General features: G+C 50.2%; 31 protein-coding genes and 1 riboswitch. Of the genes, 11 read left to right on the top strand and 20 right to left on the bottom strand.

Going from position 1 to position 26,265, the window contains the following annotated elements:
- From DVG79_RS12905 to DVG79_RS12890, 4 genes are all read left to right on the top strand, one after another.
- Nucleotides 1-594: a LemA family protein gene (locus tag DVG79_RS12905; protein ID WP_114597089.1), complete on the top strand. Its 594-nt coding sequence runs from the start codon at nt 1-3 to the stop codon at nt 592-594.
- Nucleotides 591-1,331 carry a TPM domain-containing protein gene (locus DVG79_RS12900; RefSeq protein ID WP_114597088.1) on the top strand — a complete coding sequence of 247 codons (741 nt, stop codon included), beginning with the start codon at nt 591-593 and terminating at the stop codon, nt 1,329-1,331. Before DVG79_RS12905 ends, DVG79_RS12900 begins: the two co-directional genes overlap by 4 nt.
- An 8-nt stretch (nt 1,332-1,339) precedes the next feature.
- On the top strand, nt 1,340-1,612 hold the full coding sequence (locus DVG79_RS12895) for a DUF1294 domain-containing protein (protein ID WP_114597087.1): 273 nt from the start codon (nt 1,340-1,342) through the stop codon (nt 1,610-1,612).
- A gap of 213 nt (nt 1,613-1,825) precedes the next feature.
- Nucleotides 1,826-2,788 carry an EAL domain-containing protein gene (locus DVG79_RS12890; protein ID WP_114597086.1) on the top strand — a complete coding sequence of 321 codons (963 nt, stop codon included), beginning with the start codon at nt 1,826-1,828 and terminating at the stop codon, nt 2,786-2,788.
- A 56-nt stretch (nt 2,789-2,844) separates the two neighbouring features.
- Here the strand turns inward: DVG79_RS12890 and DVG79_RS12885 are convergent, their stop codons facing one another.
- On the bottom strand, nt 2,845-3,870 hold the full coding sequence (locus tag DVG79_RS12885) for an iron-containing alcohol dehydrogenase family protein (RefSeq protein WP_114597085.1): 1,026 nt from the start codon (nt 3,868-3,870) through the stop codon (nt 2,845-2,847).
- Between the two features lie 138 nt (nt 3,871-4,008).
- On the opposite strand from DVG79_RS12885, the gene DVG79_RS12880 reads away from it, so the two are divergent.
- Entirely contained in the window at nt 4,009-4,833 is an 825-nt protein-coding gene (locus DVG79_RS12880; RefSeq protein WP_114597084.1) for an aldo/keto reductase, read from the top strand.
- 73 nt (nt 4,834-4,906) lie between these two features.
- Here DVG79_RS12880 and DVG79_RS12875 read toward each other — a convergent pair whose 3' ends face one another.
- From DVG79_RS12875 to DVG79_RS12865, 3 genes are all read right to left on the bottom strand, one after another.
- On the bottom strand, nt 4,907-5,662 hold the full coding sequence (locus tag DVG79_RS12875) for a general stress protein (protein ID WP_233494601.1): 756 nt from the start codon (nt 5,660-5,662) through the stop codon (nt 4,907-4,909).
- Between the two features lie 123 nt (nt 5,663-5,785).
- Complete coding sequence (locus DVG79_RS12870; RefSeq protein WP_114597082.1) at nt 5,786-6,103, bottom strand: DMT family transporter; 318 nt, start codon at nt 6,101-6,103, stop codon at nt 5,786-5,788.
- Complete coding sequence (locus tag DVG79_RS12865; RefSeq protein ID WP_114597081.1) at nt 6,100-6,429, bottom strand: DMT family transporter; 330 nt, start codon at nt 6,427-6,429, stop codon at nt 6,100-6,102. Before DVG79_RS12865 ends, DVG79_RS12870 begins: the two co-directional genes overlap by 4 nt.
- Nucleotides 6,430-6,692: 263 nt before the next feature.
- On the opposite strand from DVG79_RS12865, the gene DVG79_RS12860 reads away from it, so the two are divergent.
- Together DVG79_RS12860 and DVG79_RS12855 are read left to right on the top strand one after the other, a co-directional pair.
- Entirely contained in the window at nt 6,693-7,250 is a 558-nt protein-coding gene (locus DVG79_RS12860; RefSeq protein WP_114597080.1) for a GNAT family N-acetyltransferase, read from the top strand.
- Nucleotides 7,251-7,426: 176 nt separating this feature from the next.
- Nucleotides 7,427-9,979 carry a C40 family peptidase gene (locus tag DVG79_RS12855; protein ID WP_233494600.1) on the top strand — a complete coding sequence of 851 codons (2,553 nt, stop codon included), beginning with the start codon at nt 7,427-7,429 and terminating at the stop codon, nt 9,977-9,979.
- Nucleotides 9,980-10,033: 54 nt separating this feature from the next.
- Here DVG79_RS12855 and DVG79_RS12850 read toward each other — a convergent pair whose 3' ends face one another.
- Nucleotides 10,034-10,327 (bottom strand): putative quinol monooxygenase, encoded by a 294-nt coding sequence (locus DVG79_RS12850; protein ID WP_114597079.1) that lies wholly within the window; start codon nt 10,325-10,327, stop codon nt 10,034-10,036.
- A 77-nt stretch (nt 10,328-10,404) separates the two neighbouring features.
- On the opposite strand from DVG79_RS12850, the gene DVG79_RS12845 reads away from it, so the two are divergent.
- Nucleotides 10,405-11,577 (top strand): M20 metallopeptidase family protein, encoded by a 1,173-nt coding sequence (locus DVG79_RS12845; protein ID WP_114597078.1) that lies wholly within the window; start codon nt 10,405-10,407, stop codon nt 11,575-11,577.
- A gap of 71 nt (nt 11,578-11,648) precedes the next feature.
- A riboswitch (SAM riboswitch) is annotated at nt 11,649-11,752 on the top strand.
- A gap of 104 nt (nt 11,753-11,856) precedes the next feature.
- On the top strand, nt 11,857-12,387 hold the full coding sequence (msrA, locus tag DVG79_RS12840) for a peptide-methionine (S)-S-oxide reductase MsrA (protein WP_114597077.1): 531 nt from the start codon (nt 11,857-11,859) through the stop codon (nt 12,385-12,387).
- A 99-nt stretch (nt 12,388-12,486) separates the two neighbouring features.
- On the opposite strand, the gene DVG79_RS12835 is transcribed toward msrA, so the two are convergent.
- The 3 genes from DVG79_RS12835 to DVG79_RS12825 all read right to left on the bottom strand — a co-directional run bounded on the left by DVG79_RS12835 (nt 12,487) and on the right by DVG79_RS12825 (nt 14,472).
- Entirely contained in the window at nt 12,487-12,966 is a 480-nt protein-coding gene (locus DVG79_RS12835; protein ID WP_114597076.1) for a DMT family transporter, read from the bottom strand.
- A 23-nt stretch (nt 12,967-12,989) separates the two neighbouring features.
- A complete protein-coding gene (locus tag DVG79_RS12830) occupies nt 12,990-13,418 on the bottom strand; it encodes a DMT family transporter (RefSeq protein ID WP_114597075.1) in 429 nt (142 codons plus the stop codon).
- A gap of 118 nt (nt 13,419-13,536) precedes the next feature.
- On the bottom strand, nt 13,537-14,472 hold the full coding sequence (locus tag DVG79_RS12825) for an NAD(P)H-dependent flavin oxidoreductase (RefSeq protein ID WP_114597074.1): 936 nt from the start codon (nt 14,470-14,472) through the stop codon (nt 13,537-13,539).
- A gap of 82 nt (nt 14,473-14,554) precedes the next feature.
- Between DVG79_RS12825 and DVG79_RS12820 the strand changes: the two genes are divergently transcribed.
- Entirely contained in the window at nt 14,555-15,073 is a 519-nt protein-coding gene (locus DVG79_RS12820; RefSeq protein ID WP_114597073.1) for a gamma carbonic anhydrase family protein, read from the top strand.
- A gap of 51 nt (nt 15,074-15,124) precedes the next feature.
- On the opposite strand, the gene paaX is transcribed toward DVG79_RS12820, so the two are convergent.
- From paaX to DVG79_RS12760, 12 genes are all read right to left on the bottom strand, one after another.
- On the bottom strand, nt 15,125-16,009 hold the full coding sequence (gene paaX / locus DVG79_RS12815) for a phenylacetic acid degradation operon negative regulatory protein PaaX (protein ID WP_114597072.1): 885 nt from the start codon (nt 16,007-16,009) through the stop codon (nt 15,125-15,127).
- A gap of 76 nt (nt 16,010-16,085) precedes the next feature.
- Complete coding sequence (locus DVG79_RS12810; RefSeq protein ID WP_114597071.1) at nt 16,086-16,856, bottom strand: enoyl-CoA hydratase-related protein; 771 nt, start codon at nt 16,854-16,856, stop codon at nt 16,086-16,088.
- On the bottom strand, nt 16,853-18,061 hold the full coding sequence (locus DVG79_RS12805) for an acetyl-CoA C-acyltransferase (RefSeq protein WP_114597070.1): 1,209 nt from the start codon (nt 18,059-18,061) through the stop codon (nt 16,853-16,855). The genes DVG79_RS12810 and DVG79_RS12805 overlap by 4 nt, the downstream gene beginning before the upstream one ends.
- Entirely contained in the window at nt 18,058-18,927 is an 870-nt protein-coding gene (locus DVG79_RS12800) for a 3-hydroxyacyl-CoA dehydrogenase (RefSeq protein ID WP_114597112.1), read from the bottom strand. The genes DVG79_RS12805 and DVG79_RS12800 overlap by 4 nt, the downstream gene beginning before the upstream one ends.
- A 55-nt stretch (nt 18,928-18,982) precedes the next feature.
- Nucleotides 18,983-20,491 carry an aldehyde dehydrogenase family protein gene (locus DVG79_RS12795; protein WP_114597069.1) on the bottom strand — a complete coding sequence of 503 codons (1,509 nt, stop codon included), beginning with the start codon at nt 20,489-20,491 and terminating at the stop codon, nt 18,983-18,985.
- Between the two features lie 14 nt (nt 20,492-20,505).
- Complete coding sequence (locus DVG79_RS12790; RefSeq protein ID WP_114597068.1) at nt 20,506-21,282, bottom strand: enoyl-CoA hydratase/isomerase family protein; 777 nt, start codon at nt 21,280-21,282, stop codon at nt 20,506-20,508.
- Nucleotides 21,260-21,583, bottom strand: a complete 324-nt coding sequence (locus DVG79_RS12785; RefSeq protein ID WP_012369301.1) for an EthD family reductase — start codon at nt 21,581-21,583, stop codon at nt 21,260-21,262. Before DVG79_RS12785 ends, DVG79_RS12790 begins: the two co-directional genes overlap by 23 nt.
- A gap of 15 nt (nt 21,584-21,598) precedes the next feature.
- On the bottom strand, nt 21,599-22,093 hold the full coding sequence (gene paaD / locus DVG79_RS12780; RefSeq protein ID WP_114597067.1) for a 1,2-phenylacetyl-CoA epoxidase subunit PaaD: 495 nt from the start codon (nt 22,091-22,093) through the stop codon (nt 21,599-21,601).
- Nucleotides 22,094-22,107: 14 nt separating this feature from the next.
- Complete coding sequence (paaC, locus tag DVG79_RS12775) at nt 22,108-22,893, bottom strand: 1,2-phenylacetyl-CoA epoxidase subunit PaaC (RefSeq protein WP_114597066.1); 786 nt, start codon at nt 22,891-22,893, stop codon at nt 22,108-22,110.
- Nucleotides 22,890-23,234 (bottom strand): 1,2-phenylacetyl-CoA epoxidase subunit PaaB, encoded by a 345-nt coding sequence (gene paaB, locus DVG79_RS12770; RefSeq protein WP_114597065.1) that lies wholly within the window; start codon nt 23,232-23,234, stop codon nt 22,890-22,892. The genes paaC and paaB overlap by 4 nt, the downstream gene beginning before the upstream one ends.
- A gap of 13 nt (nt 23,235-23,247) precedes the next feature.
- Nucleotides 23,248-24,219 (bottom strand): 1,2-phenylacetyl-CoA epoxidase subunit PaaA, encoded by a 972-nt coding sequence (gene paaA / locus DVG79_RS12765; protein WP_114597064.1) that lies wholly within the window; start codon nt 24,217-24,219, stop codon nt 23,248-23,250.
- Nucleotides 24,220-24,236: 17 nt separating this feature from the next.
- Nucleotides 24,237-25,532, bottom strand: coding sequence for a phenylacetate--CoA ligase family protein (locus DVG79_RS12760; protein ID WP_114597063.1), 1,296 nt, complete (start codon nt 25,530-25,532; stop codon nt 24,237-24,239).
- Nucleotides 25,533-25,857: 325 nt separating this feature from the next.
- Between DVG79_RS12760 and DVG79_RS12755 the strand changes: the two genes are divergently transcribed.
- A complete protein-coding gene (locus DVG79_RS12755; RefSeq protein WP_114597062.1) occupies nt 25,858-26,253 on the top strand; it encodes a thioesterase family protein in 396 nt (131 codons plus the stop codon).
- Nucleotides 26,254-26,265 lie beyond the last annotated feature (12 nt).

Here is a 26,265-nt window from a genome sequence, read left to right as displayed (position 1 = left end):
ATGGCTCGTAGAAATCGTGGAGGTTCCAAGTTACCTCTCATCATCGGAATTGCTGTCGTCGTCCTGATTGCATTTTTAGCAATCGGACAATACAACAGTCTCGTCAATGTCGAAGAAGATGTTTCAAATAAGTGGTCGCAAGTCGATAATCAAATCAAACGCCGGGCGGATTTAATTCCGAATCTCGTCGAAACCGTCAAAGGTGTCGCCGGTCAGGAACAAAAAGTGTATGGTGATATCGCTGAAGCACAAGCCGGCTTAGCACGTGCTGCTTCAACAGAACAACGGATTGAAGCCGATCAACAAGTCACCTCTTCGCTTCGCGGATTAATCGCATTGCAAACGACGTATCCGGACTTAAAATCAAGCGAACGGTTCCAGTCGTTGATGGATACACTCGAAGGAACGGAAAATCGTCTCGGTATTGCCCGTAAAGATTATAATGATGCCGTGACGGTCTATAACAAAAAACGTCGCAGCTTCCCAACTTCGCTTTATGCTTCGGCATTTGGTTTCGAGAAAAAACCATATTATGAAATCTCAGAAAGTGACCGTGAAAATCCGACGGTCGACTTCAATAGTGATTCGAAATGATTTGGCGACGAACGCGCCTGCTTTTTACCGCGTTCCTCGTCTTCTTCCTTCTGACTCCGACTGCCGAAGCCGTGTCAGAACGCACGGGCGCAGCATTCTTCATCCAGGATGATGCACAGCTGCTGACCGCGTCGGAAGAAGCGGAACTCGCTCGTCTCGGGCAAGAACTTGAACAATATACGACGGCACAGGTCGTGCTCAAGACTGTGCCGGATTTAAAAGGACAAGATTTAAGCACGTATGCCAATGAAACGTTCCGGGCTCAAGGCATTGGACAGGCCGGAAAAGATAACGGAATTCTCGTTGTCGTGGCACCAAACGAAAAAGACCGGAACTTCCGGATCGAGGTCGGCTATAAGCTCGAAGGCATTCTGACCGACATCACAGCCGGACGCATCCTCGACAAGTACGCTGTTCCGTACCGGGATCAAGGTGATTACGGCAAAGCAGCGTCCGAAACCTATAAAGCGGTCGTCAGTGTCGTGTCGAAAGAACAGTCGCTTGAATCGCAGGACCCGGTCAAGAAAAGTGCGGACGACGGTTTGAGTACATGGGCAAAAGTCCTGATTGGCGCCGGTCTCGTTCTCTTGTTATTCCTCGATATGAAGTTCACCGGCGGGATGTTCTTCTTTGCCATCATCAACATCTTTTCCGCTATCATGCGTGGTGGTGGAGGCGGTGGCGGTGGCAGCCGAGGCGGCGGCGGAAGTTCCGGCGGCGGCGGTGCGGAAAGGTAAGGACTGCTATGACTATTTTTTCAGGTATCGTTGTATTTTACGGGATCATGTCCGTCATTGGATTCGTTTCGATGTGGCGGGATAAACGTAAAGCGCAGCAACACGAATGGCGGACGCCGGAAGCGACCTTGTTGATGATTGCTTTTTTAGGCGGCGCACTCGGGACGCTTTTGGCAATGCAACTCGTCCGGCATAAAACACGGACCGCTAAATTCCAACTCTTTGTACCGTTAGCAATTTTACTGCATGCTACGCTTTGGATTTTGTGGATTCGATCGTAATCCTTTAAATTATGTACCGATTAACCGATAAAAAAGACAGGATGGTTCATCAAAAGATGAACTGGACCTGTCTTTTTTTTTACTTTGGTCAATAGAAGGACAAATAGTTGATATCAGGTTTATTTATAGATTATCTTCGGGTAAAGACTTTAACTAATTTAATAAATACATCTTTTACAGACGTATTTTACCAAGAGAGGTGGACACCCATTCATGTGGCATCCTTGCGCCGAATGTACAACAACAATCCGTTTTATCGAGGCCGGTTCTTTACATATTCAATCGCCTACGCCAGAAGTATTTTCTTACAGTTCATTCGAGCAGTTGGAACAAATCCTTAGCTCTACGTTACAGATTGGGGATTTTCCGGTTTCCTGCCGGGCGAACGGATCACGTCTCGTGACACCTGTACTTGCAGCTTCTGTTTTGCTCGAACAGTTAAAGAGCCGACAAGCCATTGATTTCATTCAAAACGGTATCATGACGAGTCATCTGCAACCAATCTTCAACATTCAAGACAACTCACTTTTTGCGAATGAAGCGTTACTTCGGGCTGCTGATCAATCGATTCCGATGTCCCCGGGTCTGCTCTTTTCGACCGCTTCCAAAATGGGGCTTCATTCCCGGCTCGATCAACGGGCGCGTGAAGAAGCGATCCGGGCAACACATCTGGTCGGTGGAACGCAAAAAACCTTTATCAACTTCCTTCCTTCGACCATCTACAATCCGGAGTACTGCCTGCGTCATACGTTCGAAATCGTCGAACGGTATAACGTGGATCCAAGCCGGCTTGTGTTCGAAGTCGTCGAGACGGAAAAAATCGAAGACGTCAATCACTTGAAACATGTTTTCGAACAATATAAAAAACAAGGTATCCAAGTAGCACTCGATGATGTCGGCGCCGGCTTCTCGACGCTTGATATGTTGTCGTTACTCCAACCGGATTATGTCAAAATTGATCGTGCCTTCATCTCAAACTGTGACACTGTCACAGAAAATGAAGCCTTTTTACGAAAAGCGCGTCATTTAACAAAAGAGATGGGGATTCAGATTCTTGCGGAAGGTATCGAACGTCAAGAAGAACTCGACCTCTGCCGCGAACTTGGATTTGATCTCGGACAAGGTTATCTGCTCGGCCGTCCCGCACCGTACTCAGAACTGGCAAAAGCACAGTGATCGTATAAAGCCCCTCTCCTCGAAACCGAGGAGAGGGGCTTTATCTTATATGTCCATCAAGATATGAGTACTGCTTCCCGATCATTTTTTATTAGGGCCGAAAGAACGGTCGCCTCCGACCAATCCGTCGCAATCAGTTGACAGAGCGGTTCCTGACCAATTCGTTGCGCCAAGTCGGCTCGCTCCGCTTCCGTCAATCCAAGCGCTGTACTCGTCGTCGGTTGTTTGTTTTCAATCAAATACTGTCGCAACTCTTTATAGGACGCTGTTTCACCTAACAATAACTCCTGAATCAACAAGCCGTAACCGACTTTACTTCCGTGTAAAATCCGATGCGTCGACGGGAACGGAGATAACGCATTATGAACGCCGTGACCAATCGCCCCGCGTGTTGCTTCGTCACCGAATCCACCGACACTTCCGGCCAGTGGAATAACCGTCTCCACCAGATGTTGAATCGGGGACGAATACTCCTGAAATCGTTCTGAACTGATCGGTGTCTGCAAAATTAATCGTTTACAGTGCTCTGCCATCCGTAAGGCCGATTCAACGACCGGATGGTCAGAAGTCGATCCGCTCAGCGCCCGGGCTTCGTACCATTTCGCTAATGTATCGACCAGTCCGGCAACAAAATAATCATATGGACTAGCTGCTAAAATCCGGTGATCGAGCAATAATGCTTCAATGACGACAGGAATCGTGTCAAAACGAAGGTACCGCCCCCGTTCATCATACATGACACTGAGAGGTGTCCACGGGGCACAGTTCGAGACGATCGTCGGAATGACAATCAACGGGCAATTTCGTTTGACCGCAACTTGTTTGGCCGTATCAATAACGGATCCGCCGCCAAGAGCGATGATCATTTCGTACGTGGCACATCGTTCTGCCAGCTTAGCTACCTGCTGATCGGTACAGTGTCCTGTAAACAGCAGCTTCGGCAGTTCCGGCAAATACTGTGCGGACGATTTTAATGCCTGTTCACCGTGAATCAGCACCGCTTTTCTCCCCCGTAACAATTCTGAAAGCCGCTCGACGGCTTGTTCTTCGTGTATGTATTGTAAAACGGCTTGACGAATCATCCTGATCCCTCCCATTATTTGTTAACGCTCAGTATACGGATTTCCTGGCGCCAATTCAACCCTTCCTTTGATTCGATTTTCGAAAGGGAAAGGCGTAAACTGGGTAAGACAGGATTATCATCTTAAGGGGGAATTCAAATGGAATTTGTTACGCTGAACAACGGGCTGGTCATGCCGCAACTCGGATACGGTGTGTTTAAAGTCCCGGAACAGGAAGTATATGAAGCGGTGCGGGAAGCTTTACGGGTCGGCTACCGTTCCATTGATACGGCAATGATTTATGAAAACGAGGCCGGTGTCGGTCGCGCCTTAAAAGATTCGGGGATTCCACGGGAAGACATCTTTTTGACGACAAAGGTCTGGAATAAAGATCAAGGTTATGAGCAGACACTGGCCGCGTTTGAAACCAGTCTCCAAAAGCTCGGGGTCGATTACGTTGATTTATACTTGATTCATTGGCCGATGCCGGACGAGGATTTGTATATGGATACGTGGCGTGCTTTAGAACAGCTGTATCGGGACGGCAAAACAAAAGCGATCGGAGTATCGAATTTCCACATCCCGCATTTAACACGGATATTGGAAGAAGGAACCATCGTCCCTGCCGTCAACCAAATCGAACTGCACCCGTTCTTAAGTCAGGAAGCGATTCGCGCATTTTGCCAAAAGAACGGGATTATCGTCGAAGCCTGGAGCCCATTAATGAAAGGCCGCGACGCCTTAACAGACCCGGTCATCACAGACATTGCGGCACGTCACGGTAAGACACCTGCTCAAGTCGTTCTCCGTTGGCATCTTCAGCATGACATCATCGCGATTCCGAAATCCGTTACGCCAAGCCGGATTCAGGAAAACTTGGACATCTTTGATTTTGTGTTATCACCGGATCACATGCGACAAATCGATCAACTCAACCGGAATGAGCGGACAGGCTCGAATCCGGACGAGATGCATAAAAAATAAGACGAGGCTCACATCAATGTAAACATCGTCCCACACAAAAAGGCTGACATGAGCGTCAGCCTTTTTGTGTGCATTAACGGTCCAAATCATTTCCGTGATCTTGTTTTGCCAAATCATCGGAATGATCCGCCGAACGGTTCGGACGGTAGACGTCGTTTTTTTTCTCGTCCTGTTGTTCTTCGTGACGGACTTTTTGTTCTTCCCACTCCGGACGCTTAAAATCATCGTCCCGGCGCATCGCGATATCCGGTTCACGATCTTCTTTTAACTTGGCATGATGAATGGCCTCTTCGTCTTGCGGCATCTTATCGGTACCGGCACGATGCAAATCAATCTCCGCGTGTTCTTCTTTTGAGTCTTTATCGACATCAAGCGGATTGCCCGATCCGAGTTGGGCATTTGAATTGGCATCGTCCGACGTATGCGTTTCTTCGTAACTGCCGTAACGTACTTTGACGTCAGGATGTGTATTGTCCGTGTTTAAGTGGGGATCGAACTGAATGTCCTGAACTTCCAGTAACAGAACGAATCCGCCGCCTTCGACTTCCGTCTTATGGACCTCGACTTGATCCGCCGGTAAATCGAGTGAACCAAACAGATCATTTACTTCCTGATCACGTCCCTGGTTCCCGCGAATCCGGTCGATCCACGACGGTTTCGTCGTCGCGATTTCCGCGTCCATCTGACTGCGGACCAGTTGAAGATTCGACTTTTCTTTAACGATGATATAAAAATCTTCTTCGCGATGACCTTGCTGATGCAACTCATCCATTTTAGAAATCAGTTCTTCTTCTTTATAAAACGTTCCGATATACTGTTTCGTTTTCATACCCATCCATCCCCTTATGCACGATTTTAATGACGTACTTGTCTTATAAGGAGTATTTCCTTTTTTCAGCTAAAATATGCCACCCAGTCGGCTCGAACAGGAAAAGTAATCTAAATGATATGTTTATTCTCCGACCAGCTTCAAACCGATCGTCGCACTGAGAATTAAACCGATACAAACAATCCGTTTCCAATCCTTCGCTTCGTTGTAAAAAATCATGCTGAGAATCGTCCCGCCGGCTGCTCCAATTCCGGTCCACACCGCATAAGCCGTCCCCATCGGCAGCTCGTTCATCGCCAAAGTGAGGAATAAAAAACTGAGACCAAAACCAGCGAACATCAACAACAGATTTTTGGTGTTTTTTTGCTGATTAAACGTATTGATCAGGACGACACCCAACATTTCAAATAGTCCTGCCAGAATCAAATAGAACCAACTCATTGTTGTTCCCCCTCCCCACTGACTAATTTCAAACCAATCACGCCCACTAACAGGACTGCAATCAACATCAACTTGATGATGGATGCCGACTGACCGAATAAAACGATATCCGTTACGACCGTACCCGCTGTTCCGAGTCCGACGAACACCGCATAGACTGTTCCGACCGGCAGATGATTACTGACCTTGATTAACACCGTGAAGCTAACGATGATGCTGACAATCGTCGCTCCCCACTCGAGTGGGGTCGCAGCGTGTTTTAATCCGATGACCCAACCGACTTCAAAAAAGGATGCCAGGATGATGCTTAACCAATATTTTGCCATGTTGTTTCCTCCTCTGTTTCGAATCAAACAAAAAAGCCCGGGAGCAAGCGCCTAAACGCTTTACTCCCGGGCTTTTATCCCTCCGTTGCATAAGGTGTCCCTTATGTTCCTCCCTTGGTCCAGCCGAACGGAACCCTAGAGGATTACTATTCTGTTCATTCGATACCAAGACTTTAGCACGCCCGATTTTGCCTGTCAAACAGGAAAATCCGGCTGAACAGCCAATATCTTATAAAGAGTCAACTATAGAGGAGGAGTCCATCATGCGCTACAAAATCAATGAGCAACTACGGATCCGTCGTTTTACTCCAGAAGATTTAGAAGCTGTCCATGCCTATGCCTCAAAACCCATTGTCAGTCAGTATCAATCGTGGGGACCCAACTCCGAAAGTGACAGCAAACAATTTATTCATGACGCACTTGAAAGTGAACTTGAGAATCCGCGCCGCCGGTATGTCTTCGCCGTCACCTTCCCGGATGATCGTGTGATTGGAGCCGGTGAACTAGTGATCACCGATACCGAACACAAAACGGCGGAGATCGGTTATATTCTGTCGCCGGATGAATGGGGAAACGGCTATGCGACATCCGTTGCCGCATTTTTACTCGAATTCGGATTCGAGAAACTGGAGTTACACCGGATTACAGCCACGTGTGACCCGCGAAACGTCGCTTCAGAACGTGTCCTGCAGAAAGTCGGGATGACGAAAGAAGGTCAGCTTCGCGAAACGGTATATCTCGAAGACCATTGGCGTGATTCCCTCATTTACGGCATGCTTGATTGGGAGTGGCAGGTCGATCACGAAGACGATCAAAAATAAACCAGACCGGTACCCCTTATCCAGGAGGTACCGTTTTTTCGTCTCCTCTCCTCGTATCATTTGGTTGATGATTGACTTTTTTTGATATCTTTTTACACCAATAAAAATGAACATGGTAAACTTAGTTTTAAATGGAGCGAAAATTAAATTTCTATAGAAATGGAGTTTTACATACGATGCCTCTTTCAAAAAAATGGTTCACGACACTTGCCGCTTCCGTCATGCTGTTCAGTTCTTTCCCGATTAATACGCTTGCAGAAGGCGACGTTTCGCAAACGGTCGTCGATGAGCAAACTGAAGTTTCGACCGGCAAATTGTTTACCCAAACCGATACCCCGGTCTTCGAAACACCGGAAAGTAAAGAACCCGTCGCTACCCTGCCCGCAACAACTGAAGTCGAGACGTTCGGAGTCGAAGGTCTCTTCACACGTATCCTGCTCGATGGAGTCTATCGTTTTGTAAAGACAGACCAATTAGCGGATACCCCTACGTATCCGAAAATCGACAGCCGGTATACGAATAAAGTTACAGTCCTTTATTCAACGGCGGATTCGTCAACGGCGACCACTCAGACACTCGCTCAAAATAATAAAATTGATACCTATGGTCAGGTCGGTCTCTTCACCCGGATTAAACAGGATACCGGTTATCTGTTCGTCCTGACAGCGGATTTAAGTACGACCCCTGTGTACTCGATGACAGGTGAACGGTTCGTTCAGGAAAAAACGTCGGTTTATCCAACAGCTGATGCAGTTGGAACACCGCTCACCACGTTGAAACAAAACGATTCCATCAAGACGTTCGGGACGTCAGGGACTTTTACCCGGATCGAATGGAACGGTACATATGCTTTTGTCTTAACAGCTCACCTCGGAACGAAACCGGTCGTCTCGTATGAAGCAACCGGCAAAAAGTACAGTCAGCAACTTGCCAACGTCTACCCAACCGCTGCGGCGACCGGGAAACTGCTTGGGACATTGGCACAAAATCAATTAGTCGACATCTACGGTGTATCCGGTGCTTATACACGAGTCCGCTTAAACGGTGTCTATGGATTTGTCCTGACGGCTCAGTTAGGAGATCTGGAGGTCTTTGCACAAACAGCCCGTTTGTATGTCCAGTCTCCTACTCCAATCCGCCAAGCACCCAATGCATCGAGTCCCGTCTTAAAAGAACACCAGACGAATACCCTGCTGACGGTCTACGGAAAAAGCGGCGCCTACAGCCGGATCTTATTCCGCGGACAATATGCATATGTCCTGACGAGCGCACTTGCTCCTTTAAAAGTCTATGCCAAGACAGCCCGTTTGTATGTACAGACACCATCAGCGATCCGTTCCGCCCCTAACACGTCCAGTCCTGTCCTAAAGCAGCATCAGACGAACACCCTGTTAACAGTCTACGGAACGAGCGGCGCCTACAGCCGGATTTTATTCCGGGGACAATATGCGTACGTCTTAACGAGTACACTCGCCACAACAAAAATCTATGCTAAGACAGGTCTCCGGTATGCAAGCAAGCCGACATCGATTTTTAAAGACACGACGGCAAAAACGATTGTCCGTACAATGAAACGGGCGGAATCCATCGATATTTATGGCACAAGCGGCGCGTATACACGTGTCAAAATCGGATCGGTGTACGGTTACGTCAAGACAACGGATCTCGTCACGAAAAAACCAGACTTGTATGATGTCACCGGAATCCGTTACGTTCTCGATGATAAAGTGGTCGTTCACCCAAAAGCCAGTCTGACGGGAAAAATCGGCACCCTGAAAAAGAATACGCAACTGTCGATTTACGGCAAAAGCGGCTACTACACACGGGTCAAGATTGGGACGACGTTTGGCTTTGTCGACTCGAGCAGACTCGGCTTAAACAAACCGGTCGCACCGTCTAAAGTCGGAACCGTCTTTTATGTTCATTTTGATCAGACTCCGCTGTTTTCGGCCGATGTCGCGTACAGCCGCCCTGCCGCTTATCTCAATAAAGGCACGAAGCTGATCGGTCTGAAGGCAATTGACGATGATTTCTGGCACGTCCGCTTACCGAACGGTACGACAGGTTATGTCATCAATCCCTACATCGGGACGACGAAACCGGATATGCGTTATACCCAACAAGCGATTAACCGGCAAAAAGTTTATACGGTCAAAACAACGACGTCTTATTTTGCGACGCCGGCTAGTCCAAAAAGCACTGGATTGATCGAACAGGGAAAACGGGTTTATCCCCGGTACCGGGTCGGCAATTTTTATGTCATTCAATCCGGCTGGTCACCTGTTTATCTGCCGATTAGTGCCGTCAGCGTCAAGACGGATACACGGATTGCACAGAAAAACACATCTCGCGGAGAAAAGTTGATTCAAGCGGCCGCCAAACACCTCGGTACACCGTACACATGGGGTTCGCAAACCTCAGCCAACGGCGGGTTTGATTGTTCAGGACTGATTCATTATGCAACGAACCAAGCCGGGAAGTACGGGGGACGGACCAATGTCAGCGGCTACTGGTACGGCGCCTTCTTTACAAATCGCCGGACGACGATCAGCAGTGGAAAACGGTCGGATATCGTCTTTTTCGAAAATACCTACACGGACGGACCGTCACACATCGGGATCATGCTCGACAATGAATATTTCATTCATGCGGGCGGATCGCAACTCCAGATCAATTCGATTTATGAACCACGCTGGCGGGAACATTTCCTCGGCTTTAAATCGATGTAACAACGAAAAGGGCGTATGGATCCTTGCGGATCCATACGCCCTTCTTTCCTTGTTTCAGAATGTCATCTCGATGTATTTCGTCACTTGACGGTCCTCCAGGTACAGCTCGATTTGTTCCCGGTATGCTTTATAGTGGTCCGATGCAATATGGGCTTCCAGTGCTTCTTCATCCTGATAGACTTCATAGAGCATGAACTGATGTTCATTTTCAATCGATTGATGTAATGTATAACGCAAGCAGCCCGGCTCGTTTTGTGCTGCTTTGTAGACTGTGCTTAAAATCGGAAAGACTTGATCAGCTAACCCTGCTTTGACTGTAAGAACGGCATTGACGATAATTTCACCCATATGTTGATTCCTCCTCTGATTGATTACCTCTATCTGTACCCGTTTTTACTCAAGACATACCGAAAAGGATGATTTCGATGCAAGAAAATTTATTCACCTACTTAACTGAGTATGAATCCGAAATGATTCGTTTACGCCGCGACTTTCACCGCCATCCGGAATTATCGTTTCAGGAAGTGCGGACTCCTGCTAAAATCGCTGCTTTTTACGATGAACTCGGTATTCCGTACCGGGCAAACGTCGGCGGCAGCGGGATTGTCGCGACACTGAAAGGAACACGTCCCGGAAAAACAATCGCCATCCGGGCCGATTTTGATGCGTTACCGTTACAGGAAGAGACGGAGTTATCGTTCCGTTCGATCCGCCCCGGCGTCATGCATGCCTGCGGACACGACGGTCATACGGCGATTGTCCTCGGACTGGCCGCTGCTTTTCATGCCATACAGGATGAACTGGCAGGTAGTGTCGTCTTCATTCATCAACACGGTGAAGAAGTGTTCCCCGGCGGTGCCATCCAGATGATTGAGGACGGTTGTCTCGACGGTGTCGATGCGATCTTCGGCACGCATCTCGAAAATGATCTTCCGGTCGGATCAATCGGTTATCACAGCGGTCATACATTATGTGCCATCGATGAATTTGAGATCGTCGTTCACGGTCAAGGCGGTCATGCCCAGGCGCCGCACCGGACACAGGATGCGCTCGTCGCCGGTGCCCAGCTTGTCTGTAATCTCCAGCATCTCGTCAGCCGGCGCGTTGATCCGTTTGAACCGGCTATCGTTGCGATCGGCTCGTTCCACGCCGGGACGGCACCGAACATCGTCACCGGCGAAGCCCGGATCGTCGGAGAAATCCGGACGTTCAATGAACAGCTCCGGCACCAGTTACGCCAACAGGTCGATCTCGTCGCGCGAACGACGTGTGCTGGAATTGGCGCCACGTATTCCATTGATTTCACGACCGGTTATCCGTCGCTTTGGAATCATCCGGATGAAACACAGCTCGTCCGGGAAGCGGCCGGCTTTTTACCGGAAGCACAGGTTCGCGAGATGAAACCGATGATGGCAGCGGATGACTTTGCCTATTACCTCGAAAAAGTACCGGGCAGTTATTTCTTCACAGGCTCTGCAAAGACGGATGGACGGACGATTTATCCGCAACACCATCCGAAGTACGAAATCGATGAGCAGTCCTTGCTGATCGGGGCGAAAACGTTAGGAGCGACCGTTCTTCGTGCCCTGCAAACATAAGGATTGACTTTCCACTTTTATGAATGGTATTATCATCCCAATGATAACGAACTTACATCAACTTCATATAACACTTATCAAGAGTGGACCGAGAGATCTGGATCGATGACGTCCCAGCAACCTGCGCACAGCAAGGTGCTACGACCAGCAAAGCGAAAGCTTTGGTTGATAAAAAGCGGCGACTCCTTTTGCAACCAAGCAAAGGAGTCGTTTTCGTTTTCTCACTGTCAGACATGACAGGATGACGGCTCAAGAAGCCAAGGGAAAGGGAGAGATGACATGGAAAAAGCAACATTTGCAGGAGGATGTTTCTGGTGCATGGTGACACCATTTGAGGAACTGCCGGGGATTCACAGTATCGTATCCGGCTATACAGGAGGACATGTCGACAATCCGACATACGAGCAAGTCAAAACCGGAACGACCGGACATTCCGAAGTCGTCGAAATTACATTTGATCCGGCCCTGTTCTCATACGAACGGTTACTCGAACTGTACTGGCCTCAAACGGATCCGACCGATGCCGGCGGACAATTCCAGGACCGCGGTACACAGTATGCTCCGGCGATTTTTTATCATACGGAACAACAACGCCTTGCAGCGATTGCGTCACGTGATGCGCTGGCTGCAACAAACCGTTTCAAACAACCGATCGTCACCCGGATCGAACCGGCACACGCCTTCTATCCGGCGGAAGAATACCATCAGGACTTCCACAAAAAAAATCCGGCCCACTACAAAAAAGACCGGAAAGCCTCCGGCCGTGATGCCTTTATCGACGTCGCCTGGAAAGAAGAAGTATCCGTCTGATTTAAATGAAACGTCTTTTAAAAGAGATCACCCTTTCACGCACTTTACTGTAAAAGTTGCGTGAAAGCCGTGATCTCTTTTGAGTGGTTGACGATGTTTTTAAGAAATCGCTTTGATTTCATCTGTTTGATTTGACTCGTCCACGACCTGATAACGTTTTAAGACGAAAATGCCGCTCAACATGACGGCCAGGCCGATGATTTGACCAAACGATAACTCGACTTTCGGTAAACCGAACCAGCCAAAGACATCGACACAGAGCGCAAAACTGAGTTGCGAAATCAGGACGACGGAAATCGCAATCGACGGTCCCAGCAGTTGAATTCCCCGCATGACACAAAATACGACCCCGACACCAACGAAACCGCCAAATAGATAAAGCGGTTCGACCTCTGTAAGCGCCGCGACCTCCCCGCCCCGAAAGAAAACCAATGCGAGCAACGACCCGAGCAGTCCGACAAAAAAGACTAGCGTCGTCGTCGCCCAAGCACCGAAGGCATGACTCATCCGTGCATTTAAAACGGTCTGTAAACTGATCATCATCCCTGCGACGATGGCACAAAACATTCCGAGTCCCATTCTAATTCCTCCTCATATTCCATTCAGGCAAATGAAAAAATCAAGACGCCGGTCAACATCAAGCCGACACCAACCCACTGCCCTGTATTACTGCTTTTTTTAATGACTCCGAACCAGCCGTTCAAATCAATCACAAAGGCACACAAAATCTGGGCGACGAGCAACAGCGACATCGCCCATGTCATGCCGAGTAATTGAATCGACGTCAGTTCCGTCACGACGACCAGGACACCAAGCAATCCGCCGCTTGCGTAAATCAGCGGCAACGTGCGAAAACCGCCGATTTTCCGGTCCCGGACAAATCCGTAAATTAATAAACAGCCGATCAGACCGACGAAATGAACGATCGTCACGGATAACCATGGACCAACCGCGTCACCGAGCCGGGCATTAAAGATGCCTTGCAAGGCAATGAACAATCCACTGAATAAGGCAAACACGATTCCTTGCATCTTCATCCTCCTTTTTCTCTAGTTACGAGTAGACCCTATTCTGTCATCTTTTTAAAGGACAAATGTCCTGAAACACAAAAAAAGCCGACCTGATCGGTCAGCTGCGCTTGTATTCACGTTACTGGAGGGCCCGGTATGTCCGTTCGATCCGCCCGAACGCATCGTCCATCATCCGGTTAAACAGTTCCGCAACGGTCGGAACATCATCAATCAAACCGGAAACGAGACCGGCATTGACGTATCCTGCCGTCTCGTCGCCTTCCAGTGCCCCTTTGATATGAAACGATTCGTTCGTCTGTTCTTGAAAGGCAGCGAGTGATGTCGGCTGCAACGCCTCGACGTACGGTCCGTTCAACACCCGCCGGACTTGTCCGACTTCTCGGCCAATGATTCGTGTCCCGAGATCATCCGCCTGCACAAGGTGTTTTTTATAGTGCTCATGGACACGGGATTCCTGAGTCGCAATCAACCGGGTTCCGAGCTGCACGCCTTCTGCTCCGAGCATCCAAGCTGCTGCAAGACCACGTCCGTCGCCGATGCCGCCCGCGGCAAGGACGGGAAGCGTGACATGATCTGTGATTTGCGGAATCAGGGTCATCGTCGTCAACTCGAGCGGTGAATTGATTCCCGCAGCCTCGACTCCTTCCGCTACCAATATGTCCACTCCGGACTGCTCGGCTTTAATTGCCTGTTTGACGGAAGCAACGACACCAATCGTCCGGATTCCCGCCTCCCGTAACTTCGATAAAAAAGGAGCCGGATTACCGGCTGACAAGGACACGACTGGAATCCGTTCCTCAATCGCTAACTCAATCAACTGTTCGGTATAAGGTGAGACCCGGATGGCGATATTCAAGGCAAACGGACGCGACGTCAAGCTTCGTGTCGCGTCAATCAATTGTTTGACCTCGACAGGCGTCATCGTTCCGCATCCAATCGTTCCGAGACCTCCGGCATTCGAGACCGCCGCCGTCAGTTCGGCATGGCTGATGTTCCCCATACCCCCTTGAATGATCGGCACATCAATCTGTAATGTGGTACATAGACGAGACATGGTCTCCCTCCGTTTCCGTTGTTAAGAATGGTATACTAAGTAGGACTGAATTTTAATTCATTTTTAGAAAAGAGGCGTCCTTATGAATATTCCGTACCGCGATGTTTCACCAAAGCTAGCCACACATGTTTTTGTCGCCCCCGGTGCTTTTTTGATTGGTGACGTAATCGTCGGCGAAGAATCGACGATTTGGTTCAATGCCGTCCTGCGCGGCGATGAAGGACCGATTACGATCGGCAAACGTTGCAGTATCCAGGACAATGCGACCATCCATCTTTATGAGGGTGCACCGGTCATTGTCGAAGATGAAGTGACGGTCGGTCACAATGCCATCTTGCACGGTTGCAAAATCGGTCGGCGCTCGATTGTCGGAATGGGAGCAACCGTCCTCGATCATGCTGAAATCGGGGAAGAATGTATCATCGGTGCCAACACCTTAATCCCGTCCGGCAAAAAATTCCCGCCTCGTTCGCTCATCATCGGGTCACCGGGTAAAGTCGTACGTGAACTCACGGCAGCCGATCTTGAGATGATTCAGGAATCGATCGATTCGTATGTCGATAAAGGGTATGCCTTCCGAAAACAGCTTGCTGACAATTGACGATCGGCACGAAAACGCTCATCTCGTTTCTTCGGGATGAGCGTTTTTGTTTTAGCGTTCTGCGAACAAGGGATGTTGCGAAGCATCATAATCGGCACTTTTTTGCGTCACATCATGCGTTTCACGAAAGATCGATTCAAAAAACCGGCTCGCCGGTTCCGCGAGCAACCGGTAGTATTGTTCAAACAGTAAGGCGGCATGATGACCGCTCCACTCATCCGGCAACAACTCTTGCGGCAGACCGGGATCGGTAAACAAAAACTTGCGGTATTCATGAACAAGGGTCGTCCGTTCGACAAAACACTGCTCCTCATCCATCTCGCCAAGCTGAATCCGGCTTTGATGGACGATATAACGCCGGCTGTATTCGGCGATGAACCGTTCATACCGTTCTTGCAACTCATCCAGTGGGAAAGCGCGTTCGACCAGCGATTGATCCGGTTGCGGTCCATGATATTCGCCGACGAAAAAATCGACATACTCGGTGATACCGTAGGCGTCAATCAATCGTTCCGCTTCTTTTTCGAGCGGGTTCGGTGAAATCCAGACCCCGTTCGATAAATTCCCGAAACCGCTCCACGACAACTCTTTTCGTAATTCATCGCGGATTTGCCGTTTGTCTTCCGGAATCGTATACATCAAGGTCCGCCATTTCCCGTCCCAGACATGAGGCGTCGATTTATAGATCCGTCGCGCGGCTTCTTCCATCCGCTCAACGCCGCGCGGGGTCAACGAATAAAAACTTTTTGTCCCTTGTTTTTGCGATGTCAGCCAGCCTTGTTTGACCATCCGGGAAACGGCAACCCGGACGGCCTGTTCATTATGACCAAATTCTTTCAGCAGGCGAATCAGACTGCCGACCCAGATTTGATTGCCGTAATGGCGGATGTAATCTCCGTATACTGTAAAAATCATCGATTGTGTATTCGCACTCATGTCATTCACTCTCTCTTTAATATAACGTTTTTTTGTGTACCGTTAGTATACGTGTTATTTCAGAAGACGACCATCCTCATTTCCCTTGAAACTGCGGTGTCCGTTTTTCAGCGAAGGCACGTAACGCCTCCAGCCGGTCTTCCGTCGGGATGACCACTTCATAAGCTGTTGTCTCAATTCCCAAGCCTTCCGCGAGCGTATGATCCAGTCCTTGATCAATCGCCATTTTTGCCTGGCGGATGGCGACCGGTCCGTTTTGTAACATCTCATCCGCAAACGAAAGACAAACTTCCATCAATTCTTCCCCTGTTGCGACGACCCGCGAGACGATTCCGTACTGTTCAGCGGTCTGTGCATCAATTTTCTTAGCAGTGAAAATCAATTCCTTCGCCCGAGTCTCTCCAATCAACCGTGGCAACCGTTGTGTCCCGCCGGCACCGGGAATGATGCCGAAACTGGTTTCTGTCAATCCGACCAGTGCTCCTTTGACGATCATCCGGAAATCACAGGCGAGCATCCATTCGAAGCCGCCCCCGAGCGCATGACCATTGACGGCCGCGATCGTCGGTTGCGGCAAATTGGCGATGTCGGTGAAGACGTCACGAATGGCTTCGACGTTGCGCCGGACTTCCGTTTCGTTTAATGTCACCCGTTCCTTCAAGTCAGCGCCGGCGCTGAACGCCTTCCCTGTTCCGGTAAAGATGACAATCCGGATGGTCGGATCGTGACGGACGGTCGTGACCAGCTGTTGCAGCTCGACGAGCGTCGGATAATCAAAACAGTTCATCCGTTCCGGCCGGTCAATCCGGATGATGGCGACGTGATCCGATCGTTCCAAATGAATCATGTGAGTCCCTCCCGTTCAACGACGAGGGCAATGCCTTGTCCGACTCCGACACACATCGTCGCGAGACCGTATGTCTGATTCGTACGGCACATCTCGTGAATCAACGTCGTTAAAATCCGTGCCCCACTGGCACCGAGCGGATGACCAAAGGCAATCGCTCCTCCGTTGACATTAACTTTTTCCGCTGGTAATTCGAGTTCTTGCATACAGGCGACGCTTTGCGCCGCAAACGCTTCGTTGAGTTCAATCAAATCCAGCTGGTCGACCGTCAATCCTGCCCGGTTCAGCGCTTTGCGCGTCGCATCAACCGGTCCGATTCCCATGACAGCCGGTTCGACGCCGGCAACGGCACTGGCCCGGTAATAGGCGAGCGGCGTCAACCCGAGACGTTCCGCTGTTTCTTCACTCATCAATAACAAGGCAGCTGCCCCGTCGTTGACACCGGAAGCATTCCCTGCCGTGACGGTGCCGTTCGGAAACAGGCTTTTAAGCGTGCCCAGTTTTTCACGACTCGTGTCGGGACGTGGATGTTCATCCGTCTTCACTTCGACGACCTGTCCTTTGCGTGTCGTATACTGCACCGGAACAAGTTCTGTTTGAAAACGATGTGTCTCCATCGCCTGTTTCGCCCGTTGCTGACTTAAATAGGCAAAATCATCCTGTGCCTCCCGAGAGATACCATAGCGGACCGCTACATGTTCCGCTGTCTCCGGCATCGAGTCTGTTCCGTACATATCTTGTAGTTTTTCATTGACGAACCGCCACCCGATCGTCGTATCGTAGATCGCCGGATTCCCGCGGGCGAAACCGGTTTCCGGCTTGCCCATGACGAGCGGAGCCCGGGTCATGCTTTCCGTTCCGCCGGCAATATAAATCTCCCCTTCGTTCATCGCAATCGCCCGGGCTGCGGCGATGACAGCATCGAGTCCGGAACCGCACAACCGGTTAACGGTTGTTCCGGCAACTTCGACCGGCAGACCGGCAAGCAGGCCAGACATGCGGGCGACATTCCGGTTGTCTTCTCCCGCCTGATTGGCATTTCCAAAAATCACTTCTTCGATTAAATGCGGATCCAGCTCCGGATTTCGATCAACGAGCGCTTTGATGACACAAGCCCCTAAATCATCCGGCCGGACGTCTTTGAGTACTCCGTTATAGCGGCCGATTGGTGTACGGACCGCATCCATGATCGCGACACGTCTCATCGGCTCTTCACCCCGCTGTCCGAATAATCATAGACGCCGCGCCCGGTTTTCCGTCCGAGACGTCCTGCTTTGACGTATTGTTCGAGGAGCGGTGCCGGACGGTATTTTTCGCCTAACTTTTCGTGAAGATACCGTAGATTGTTTAAGCGGGTGTCGAGTCCGACGAGATCCCCGAGTTCGAACGGTCCCATCGGATAGTTCAGTCCGAGCTTAATTGCTTTATCAATTTCTTCCGGTGTGCCGAGTCCTTCCTGCAACATATAAAATGCTTCATTGCCGACAAGGGCACTGATGCGTGACGTGACGAATCCGGGAAACTCCCGGATGACAACTGTCTCTTTCCCCATTTGTTGCGCAACGGTTTCACAAATCGACACGGTCTCTTCTGACGTTTCAAGCCCCCGTGCCAGTTCGACGAGCGGCATCCGGTGAACCGGATTAAAGAAATGCATCGCCATGACCCGTTCCGGACGTTTCGTAAACGAAGCAATCTCGGTCGGGCTCATCGTCGACGTATTGGTCGCAAAAATACAACCAGCCGGCGCATAACGGTCCAGTGTCTCAAAGACTGTCCGCTTAATCTCAAGCCGTTCCGGAACGGCTTCAATCACAAGATCTGCGTCTCTGACAGACTCCTTTAAATCCGTTGCATAACGCAAACGGTCGAACAGTTGCCCGACTTCTTCCGTCGTCATTTTCCCTCGGACGATGGCTTTATCGGCAACCTGTTCCAATTCCTGTTGTGCGGACGTCAGCAACTGTTGCTCGACATCGACCAATGTCACGGCAAATCCGCTGGCTGCTGCTACGTATGCAATCCCTCTGCCCATCACACCTGACCCTACGACCACCATCTGTTGAACCATCATCTGATTTTCCTCCTTTAAAAAACGTGCGGACGAACGTCCGCACGCTTGGTTTTTACAGTCCGAACGGATTAAGTGGACGACTGCCGTAATACGACAGGATACTTTTCGTTTCCGTATATAAATCAAGTGTCTCGATGCAGAGTTCGCGCCCGAAACCAGATTGTTTGTAGCCGCCGAACGGTGTGCCCGGGAAGGCTGAGAACGGACAGTTGATCATGACGATACCGGCTTTGATTTGATTCGCAATCCGCGTCGCGCGTGCTCCGTCTTTTGTCCAAATTGCCGACCCAAGTCCGAACTCCGTGTCGTTTGCTAAACGAACGGCTTCTTTTTCATCCTTGAACTTCATCACGACGACGACCGGTCCAAAGATTTCTTCCTGGACAACTTTCATCTCGTGTGTGACATCGGCAATGATTGTCGGTGCATACCAGAAACCTTCTTCAAAACCAGCCACTTTCTCGATTTGACCTCCCGTCAAGATCGTAGCTCCGTCCGCTTTTGCCGACTGGACATAACCGTCGATGACATCAAGCTGTTGTTGATCGATGATAGCCCCGACATGCGTCCCTTTATCAAACGGATTACCGAGTACCAATTGTTTTGTTTTGGCGACGAATTGTTCCATGAACGTATCGTAAATGTCTTCATGGACATACAGGCGCGACCGGGCTTCGCATGACTGTCCGCTGTTGTAGAAGATACCGAACAGTGACCCGTCGACGGCTGCCGTGATGTCGGCATCCTCAAACACGAGGTTCGGTGATTTACCGCCGAGTTCCAACGTGACGCGTTTTAAGCTTTCCGATGCCCGGCCCATGATATCTTTTCCGACCGGTGTCGAACCGGTAAAGGCGACTTTGTCGACATTCGGGTGCTCCACCAAGTGGTTGCCGATTTCGCGGCCCGATCCCGGAATGACGTTGACGACACCTGCCGGTACACCGGCTTCGAGACAAATCTCGCCGAGGATGATGGCTGTCAACGGTGTCAGTGTCGCCGGTTTGACGACAACCGAACAGCCGACCGCGATCGCCGGTGCAACTTTCCAGGCGGCCATCATCAATGGATAGTTCCATGGAATGATTTGGGCGCAGACACCGACCGGTTCTTTTTCTGTGTAGTTATGGAACTGTCCCGGCACGTTATTAACGGCACCGCGGTGACCGACGATGGCGCCGGCATAAAACTCAAAGTCTTCAATCGCTTGCGTGATCTGCCCTTGTGCCGCGGCGAGGGATTTTCCGGTATCGAGAATCTCGAGTTCCACCAGTTCATTGAAACGTGAACGCATGATCCCGGCAATTTTGTTCAGGACTTGCGACCGGCGGCCGACCGGCCACATTTTCCACTTCCCGTGATCAAACGCTTCGCGTGCCGCCTGTACCGCACGATCGGCATCTTCTTTTGACGCTTTGGCGACTTCGGCGATGACTTCGCCGGTTGCCGGATTATAGGTCTTGAAGGTCTCCCCTGATGTCCCTTCGACTTGCTCGCCGTTGATGACCAGATGATAGACGGAACGTTTCATCTCGATTGTTTTTTCATGTACCGTTGACATAGCTCCCACTCCCTTTAGTTTCCTTTGAATGCCGGTTGACGTTTGTCAAGGAAGGCTTTCATCCCTTCCGTCTGATCATTCGTCCCGAATAGTAAGTAGAAATTTCTTCGTTCATGATCCATGCCGTCTTGCAACGACAGGTCACCTGCCTTATCGACTGCATCTTTGATCAGTCGCACGGACATCACCGGTTGTGCCGCAATCCGTTCAGCAACTTTCAAAACACTTGCCTCGAGTTGATCTGCTTCCACGATCCGGTTGATGATTCCAAGACGTTCCGCTTCCGATGCCGGCATCCGGTCTCCCGTCCATAACCATTCAAGGGCCCGGGTCCGCCCGATCCGTTTCGTCAGGCGTTGGGTCCCGCCGGCGCCCGGCATGACACCGAGTCCGACTTCCGGGAAACCGAACTGGGTCTCCGGTGTCGCATAAATCAAATCACATGCCAGTGCCAGTTCAAAACCACCACCGAGCACAAATCCATGAACCGCCGCAATCAGCGGCTTATGCAACCGGCTGATCCGGTCCCAATCGGCAAATGGATCGAGTAATTCCATCGAAATCGGCGTTGCGTCGACCATCTCATCGATATCGGCTCCGGCTGAAAAGGATTTTCCTTCCCCGTTCAGGACAATGACTGTAATCGCTTCGTCCTGATCAAACCGTTCCATCGCTTCGACGATTTCCCGGATCATCGTCCGGTTCAAGGCATTGTAACGTTCCGGACGGTTCAGTCGAATCCGGCCGATTCGCCCTTCGATACTTGTCTTAACGTACTGTGGCGTCAGCATGGACTTCTTCACCAATCATCAGCGTCACAAGATCTCCTGCAAAGCCCATCAAGTCTTTTCCGGATGCTTTTCCTTCGAGTGAACGCATGCCGGCCTTCATCGTTTCATGGCTTTCGTAGACCATTTCACACATCAAGTAGTATTTACCGTCTCCGCCCATCGGTGAACCGACGATTTTCGTGACCGTCATCTGTTGCAGACCGGGAATCTTGGCCGTCAGTGGGCCATGGACATTAAAGTAATGTTCGTCAAACTGTTCCTTGTTTTCCGGATGTGTATAAAGCGCGATTAGTTTTACCATAATGATTACCTTCCTTCACATGAGAGTAGAGACGGGTTTCATCGCCTCGAATGGATTTTTGCATGATTTACAATATAAAATGCTGCGGCAAGCCGTTGGACCAAACAGATTTTCAATCGAGACGAACGTCGATCCGCAGTACGGACAGTCGATTTCCCATTTCCCGTCGACGACCCGCGGCGGGGCAATCCCGAACGACTTCAGACCGGCAATCCCTTGTTCCGTAATCCGGTCCGATGTCCAGGGTGGATCAAACAGAAAAACGACATCGACCGTATTGACCTGAGGCACTTGTAACAACGCGAATTCGGTATTCTTTTGGATGATATCAAGCGCCGGACATCCTAAAAATGTCGGGAGCAATGTAATCCGGACATCGTATCCGAACGGTGTCTCCGTCCATTCCGTCGCTTCGACCATCCCGAGATCGAGGATGCTGACCGCATCAATTTCCGGATCCTTGACCGTATCAAGTGCTTCCCGGATGTCCTGTTCTAAACTTGTCGTCATCTGCCGTTCCCCCTTCACCATACCGCTGACTGATCGAGCAGATACACTTCCCCGAGCGTCGATAAGGCATCGTTCAAATCAGGCGAATGTTCCCCGTTTCGTCCGTTGTAGGTCATGTTCATTTCCGGCAACGTGACGTTCAGATCGACGAGGACCGGTGTCAGTGCCTGATACCAACGATCCAGTAAAATCCCTTGACCTTCAATCAAGCGCATCTCGTCAATCATCTCTGCTGCTTCCCCGTAGTCAAACAGATCACCGAAGTCAGCGAGCACCCGTTCGAGGGCTGCATCCATCTTCTGACGGGCGGTTTCCGTCGATTGATACAACTGCGTGAACCACGTTTGCCAGTGCAACAGATGATAATACAACTCCATGTTGACCTTGACGGCGAGGGCCGCGAGCGGCGCATAACTGCTTTTTTTCAACGAGTCGATCCGAACCTTTTTCGCAAGCGTATAACAATAGTTGCGGACCACGGCATAGGCCCAGTCGTATTCCGGGTTTTCCATATAATAGCCCGGTCCGTTGACCCGTTCGACGAGGACCGAGTTTTTCCGTTCATGCGCAAGCCGGACGTGAGCGAGTGCATCAGCCTTTCCTTCGCCGATTTCTTCGAGCAGCTGATAGTACATCGCTGCATGCCCCATCGAATCCTGGGCAATCGAGGACGACGCGACATCTTCTTCGATATGCGGGGCGAGTCCCAACCATTCCGATCCGCGGTAGGCGTATAAAAAGTCGTCATCCGCTAATTGATAGAGCAGTGAAGCCAACGCCAAACGTTCTGCTTCCGTCATTTGGAATCGCCTCCTTGCCAGGACATGATTTCTTTTTCGTCGAGCATCTGTTGTTCATAATGACGCCATTTTTTCTTCAGGTAGCCGTACCCTTTCGTCGTCCGGTAATCTTTGTTATCCAGCCGTTGCAGCATTTGTTTTTCATCCGGTGTCATTCCCCGGATGTCTTCCCGTTTGACGACCCAGATGTCGACGACCGGCTCCCGGCGCATGAAGTTTTCCTGCGCCATCAACAGGGCCATTTCTTTATTCGGTGCCAGTAAGCTGAATTGATGCGTAAAAGCGGCATTCGGCGTCCGTTTACTGAAAATCTCGAACTCCTGATAAAACGTTTCCGTCATGGTCTCTCCTCCTTCAGCCGATCGTCTCAGCAAGTGCCTCGCGTACCCACGCATTGTTTTGATACGAAGTTTGGCGTAAGGCGAGCCGTTCCTTCGAACGGGGGCCGCCGCCTTGAATGATTTTCTTGAATTCCGTCCAGTCCGGCTGGGCGTAAATCCACTGTCCTGTCTCCTCGTCGAATCGTAATGTCGGATCCGGAATGACAAGTCCGAGCGAACGGATGCGGGGAACGTATTTCGTAAAGAAATTTTGACGCAACTCTTCGTTCGTCTTCGTCCGGATTTTGTAGGCAATCGTCACGTCCTGCTTTGACGTGCCGGTCGTCTCTTTCGTCGCCGGACCGAAGAACATCAAGAGGGATTCCCACCACTCATCCAGGGATTCCTGAATCATCGCTTTTTGTTCCGGTGTCCCTTCCGCCAGTGCCATGATGATCGACTCACCGTGCTGGGCATGGAAGACTTCCTCTGCACAAATCCGTTGCAATGCCCGTGCATAAGGACCGTAGGAAGCCCCGAGCATATTCGTCTGAGTAATGATGGCTGCTCCGTCGACGAGCCAGCCGATCGTTCCGGCATCTGCCCACGAACGGGTCGGCATGTGGAAGACGTTATGGAATTTCAGGCGTCCCGTAAACAAATCATCCATTAAGTCGGCCCGTGTTTTTCCATACGGCTTCATCAGATCCTCGACGACCCGAAGCAGAAGTTGACCGTGCCCCATCTCATCCTGGACTTTTGCCATGATGCCGAGCTTCCGGCGTAACGACGGAGCTTTTGGCACCCATTCCTTTTCTGGTAAAGCCCCCATGATTTCACTGATGCCGTGCATGGAAATCAGCTTAATCAGCGTGTCGCGGTAGAAATCAGGCATCCAGTCGTCCGCTTCGATTTTTTCTCCGTTTTCAATTCGTTCTTTAAACCGTTCCAATTTTTCTTCTTCAGTCATGACAGGTGGTTCAAAAAGATGCGTCGCATCGTACATTTCAGTTCCTCCTCTGCTTAAACAAACTTCTTCTCAGACGCTGCGCGACGGTCGATGATCCGGACGGCCTTCCCTTCAGAGCGCGGAAGACCGTATGGCGGGTGACAAACGAGGTCAACCGAGATCAGACATTCTGTTTTCATCGCATGACAGACGATCCGCTTCAACTCTTCCGCAACTGTTCCCGGTTCAAGTTCGATGTGCAGTTCCAATGCTTCAAGCCCGGCCCGTTGAATCCGGTGAATTTGATAGTGCGGTGTGACACCCGGTTGTTGCAGCAGCACCCGTTCGATTTCGGACGGAAAGACGTTGACGCCGCGGATGATCATCATGTCATCCGTCCGCCCTTTGACCCGCGACATCCGGGTCGTCGTTCGGCCGCAGCCGCACAGTTTTGTCGTGACGGATGCCAGGTCTCCGGTGCGATACCGAATGATTGGAAGCGCTTTCTTTTTTAAACTTGTAAAAACGAGTTCCCCGACTATTCCTTCTGGCAGCGGTTCACCCGTTACGGGATCAATGACTTCTGTGATAAACAAATCATCCATCAGATGTAATCCGTTTTGTTCCTGACACTCCATCGCGACACCGGGCCCCATGATTTCACTGAGACCGTAGATGTCAAAAGCCCGGATTCCCCACTTGTTTTCGAGGGTTTGCCGTAATTCTTCCGACCATGGCTCGGCTCCAAAAATCCCGTACTGCAGGCTGCTCGTCTTCGGATCCAGTCCCTTTTCTTCCATCCGTTCCGCAAGATGCAACATATAAGAAGGTGTTCCGCAAATTCCCCGTGGCTGAAAATCTTCAATCAATGTAATCTGCCGGTCCGTATTGCCGCCGGAGACCGGGACAATCGTCATGCCGAGTTGTTCGGCTCCGCCGTGCAGACCCAGTCCGCCGGTGAATAAACCGTAGCCGTAAGCATTGTGCAACAAGTCGGTTTTTTCAGCACCGATGGCGACCAGACCACGTGCGACAGCGGTCGACCAGTCATCGAGGTCACTTTGTGTATAACCGACGACGGTCGGTTTTCCGCTTGTTCCGGAAGAGGCATGGATCCGGACCGCTTCCTGTGGCGGAACCGCAAACAAGCCAAACGGATACTGTTCCCGCAAATCACTTTTGTATGTGAACGGTAACTTTTGAATATCCGCCATCGTTTGGAATGCCTCCGGATTCAGACCCCGTTCCATGAATCGGGTCTGATAAAACGGAACATGTTCCATCACATGACGAACGGTCTCACGTAAACTTGCAAGCTGTAAGCGCGATCGTTCTTCTGCTTCCATCGTTTCCAAGATTTCGTTATACAAGTGGCACCCCTTTCCGCGTCCGTATAACACAATAAATAAACGTCCGTTTTAAAATGGTTATACCATTAAACTACGATACGTTCACAATGTTGTCAATCCTTCATTTTGTTAAAAGCTCCCAACTTGCTTGATTCCGGTCTTTTTTTCAATTGAAAGTCTGAACAAAGACCTTTCCTATAGAGAAACACTAAAAACGATATTTCTTTTTGGAAAATATTCCTGAAAATGTTTGCTCATTTTGTAACTGATTGATAAAATATCGTGTGACAAGTGTTATACTATTTTTGGTAAGACCAGCTGTGGTCACTGGCAAGGGGGAAACGGTATGAAAAACGGTTTGTCGCTCGGCGACTCTGCTGTCATCGAGGCGATTGTCACAGAAGAAATGTTCGCTCAGTTTGAAGGTGTGGTCGTCCACCCGGCTTACTCGACTGTCTCGATGGTCTATCATATGGAATGGGCCGCTCGAAAACTCATCCTCCCCTACCTGGAAGAAGAGGAAGAAGGAGTCGGTGGTGCTGTTTCCTTGAAGCATTTAGGAATGGCGACACTTGGATCCACTATCCGGATTGAAGCTACTGTCAGCGAACTCACATCCGACCGCGTATTAGCCAAAGTCGAAGTCAGACACGGCGATCGTGTCATCGGTCTTGGAGAAGTCAAACAAATCATTTTAACGAAGCAGCTGATTCAGGAAAAGTTGACGCCGCGTGTTTTTTAAAGAGCAAAATGA

The sequence above is a fragment of the Exiguobacterium sp. RIT594 genome (assembly GCF_003339585.1).
Classification (GTDB): domain Bacteria; phylum Bacillota; class Bacilli; order Exiguobacteriales; family Exiguobacteriaceae; genus Exiguobacterium_A.
Note: the sequence above shows the minus strand (reverse complement) of the source record. Positions and strands in the feature narration are given on the sequence as shown.

Coding starts and splice junctions, on each gene's coding strand:
- paaB (WP_114597065.1), bottom strand. CDS start 23,234: ATGACGGAAACGTTTTATCAGGAGTTCGAGATTTTCAGTAAACGGACG.
- DVG79_RS12810 (WP_114597071.1), bottom strand. CDS start 16,856: ATGATTCATTTGGAACGATCGGATCACGTCGCCATCATCCGGATTGAC.
- DVG79_RS12860 (WP_114597080.1), top strand. CDS start 6,693: ATGCGCTACAAAATCAATGAGCAACTACGGATCCGTCGTTTTACTCCA.
- DVG79_RS12795 (WP_114597069.1), bottom strand. CDS start 20,491: ATGTCAACGGTACATGAAAAAACAATCGAGATGAAACGTTCCGTCTAT.
- msrA (WP_114597077.1), top strand. CDS start 11,857: ATGGAAAAAGCAACATTTGCAGGAGGATGTTTCTGGTGCATGGTGACA.
- DVG79_RS12870 (WP_114597082.1), bottom strand. CDS start 6,103: ATGAGTTGGTTCTATTTGATTCTGGCAGGACTATTTGAAATGTTGGGT.
- paaA (WP_114597064.1), bottom strand. CDS start 24,219: ATGTACGATGCGACGCATCTTTTTGAACCACCTGTCATGACTGAAGAA.
- DVG79_RS12845 (WP_114597078.1), top strand. CDS start 10,405: ATGCAAGAAAATTTATTCACCTACTTAACTGAGTATGAATCCGAAATG.
- DVG79_RS12850 (WP_114597079.1), bottom strand. CDS start 10,327: ATGGGTGAAATTATCGTCAATGCCGTTCTTACAGTCAAAGCAGGGTTA.
- DVG79_RS12835 (WP_114597076.1), bottom strand. CDS start 12,966: ATGGGACTCGGAATGTTTTGTGCCATCGTCGCAGGGATGATGATCAGT.
- DVG79_RS12785 (WP_012369301.1), bottom strand. CDS start 21,583: ATGGTAAAACTAATCGCGCTTTATACACATCCGGAAAACAAGGAACAG.
- DVG79_RS12790 (WP_114597068.1), bottom strand. CDS start 21,282: ATGCTGACGCCACAGTACGTTAAGACAAGTATCGAAGGGCGAATCGGC.
- DVG79_RS12865 (WP_114597081.1), bottom strand. CDS start 6,429: ATGGCAAAATATTGGTTAAGCATCATCCTGGCATCCTTTTTTGAAGTC.
- paaX (WP_114597072.1), bottom strand. CDS start 16,009: ATGAGTGCGAATACACAATCGATGATTTTTACAGTATACGGAGATTAC.
- DVG79_RS12905 (WP_114597089.1), top strand. CDS start 1: ATGGCTCGTAGAAATCGTGGAGGTTCCAAGTTACCTCTCATCATCGGA.
- DVG79_RS12755 (WP_114597062.1), top strand. CDS start 25,858: ATGAAAAACGGTTTGTCGCTCGGCGACTCTGCTGTCATCGAGGCGATT.
- paaC (WP_114597066.1), bottom strand. CDS start 22,893: ATGACGGAAGCAGAACGTTTGGCGTTGGCTTCACTGCTCTATCAATTA.
- DVG79_RS12805 (WP_114597070.1), bottom strand. CDS start 18,061: ATGAGACGTGTCGCGATCATGGATGCGGTCCGTACACCAATCGGCCGC.
- DVG79_RS12830 (WP_114597075.1), bottom strand. CDS start 13,418: ATGCAAGGAATCGTGTTTGCCTTATTCAGTGGATTGTTCATTGCCTTG.
- DVG79_RS12890 (WP_114597086.1), top strand. CDS start 1,826: ATGTGGCATCCTTGCGCCGAATGTACAACAACAATCCGTTTTATCGAG.
- DVG79_RS12855 (WP_233494600.1), top strand. CDS start 7,427: ATGCCTCTTTCAAAAAAATGGTTCACGACACTTGCCGCTTCCGTCATG.
- DVG79_RS12800 (WP_114597112.1), bottom strand. CDS start 18,927: ATGGTTCAACAGATGGTGGTCGTAGGGTCAGGTGTGATGGGCAGAGGG.
- DVG79_RS12825 (WP_114597074.1), bottom strand. CDS start 14,472: ATGTCTCGTCTATGTACCACATTACAGATTGATGTGCCGATCATTCAA.
- DVG79_RS12900 (WP_114597088.1), top strand. CDS start 591: ATGATTTGGCGACGAACGCGCCTGCTTTTTACCGCGTTCCTCGTCTTC.
- paaD (WP_114597067.1), bottom strand. CDS start 22,093: ATGACGACAAGTTTAGAACAGGACATCCGGGAAGCACTTGATACGGTC.
- DVG79_RS12875 (WP_233494601.1), bottom strand. CDS start 5,662: ATGAAAACGAAACAGTATATCGGAACGTTTTATAAAGAAGAAGAACTG.
- DVG79_RS12895 (WP_114597087.1), top strand. CDS start 1,340: ATGACTATTTTTTCAGGTATCGTTGTATTTTACGGGATCATGTCCGTC.
- DVG79_RS12820 (WP_114597073.1), top strand. CDS start 14,555: ATGAATATTCCGTACCGCGATGTTTCACCAAAGCTAGCCACACATGTT.
- DVG79_RS12880 (WP_114597084.1), top strand. CDS start 4,009: ATGGAATTTGTTACGCTGAACAACGGGCTGGTCATGCCGCAACTCGGA.
- DVG79_RS12885 (WP_114597085.1), bottom strand. CDS start 3,870: ATGATTCGTCAAGCCGTTTTACAATACATACACGAAGAACAAGCCGTC.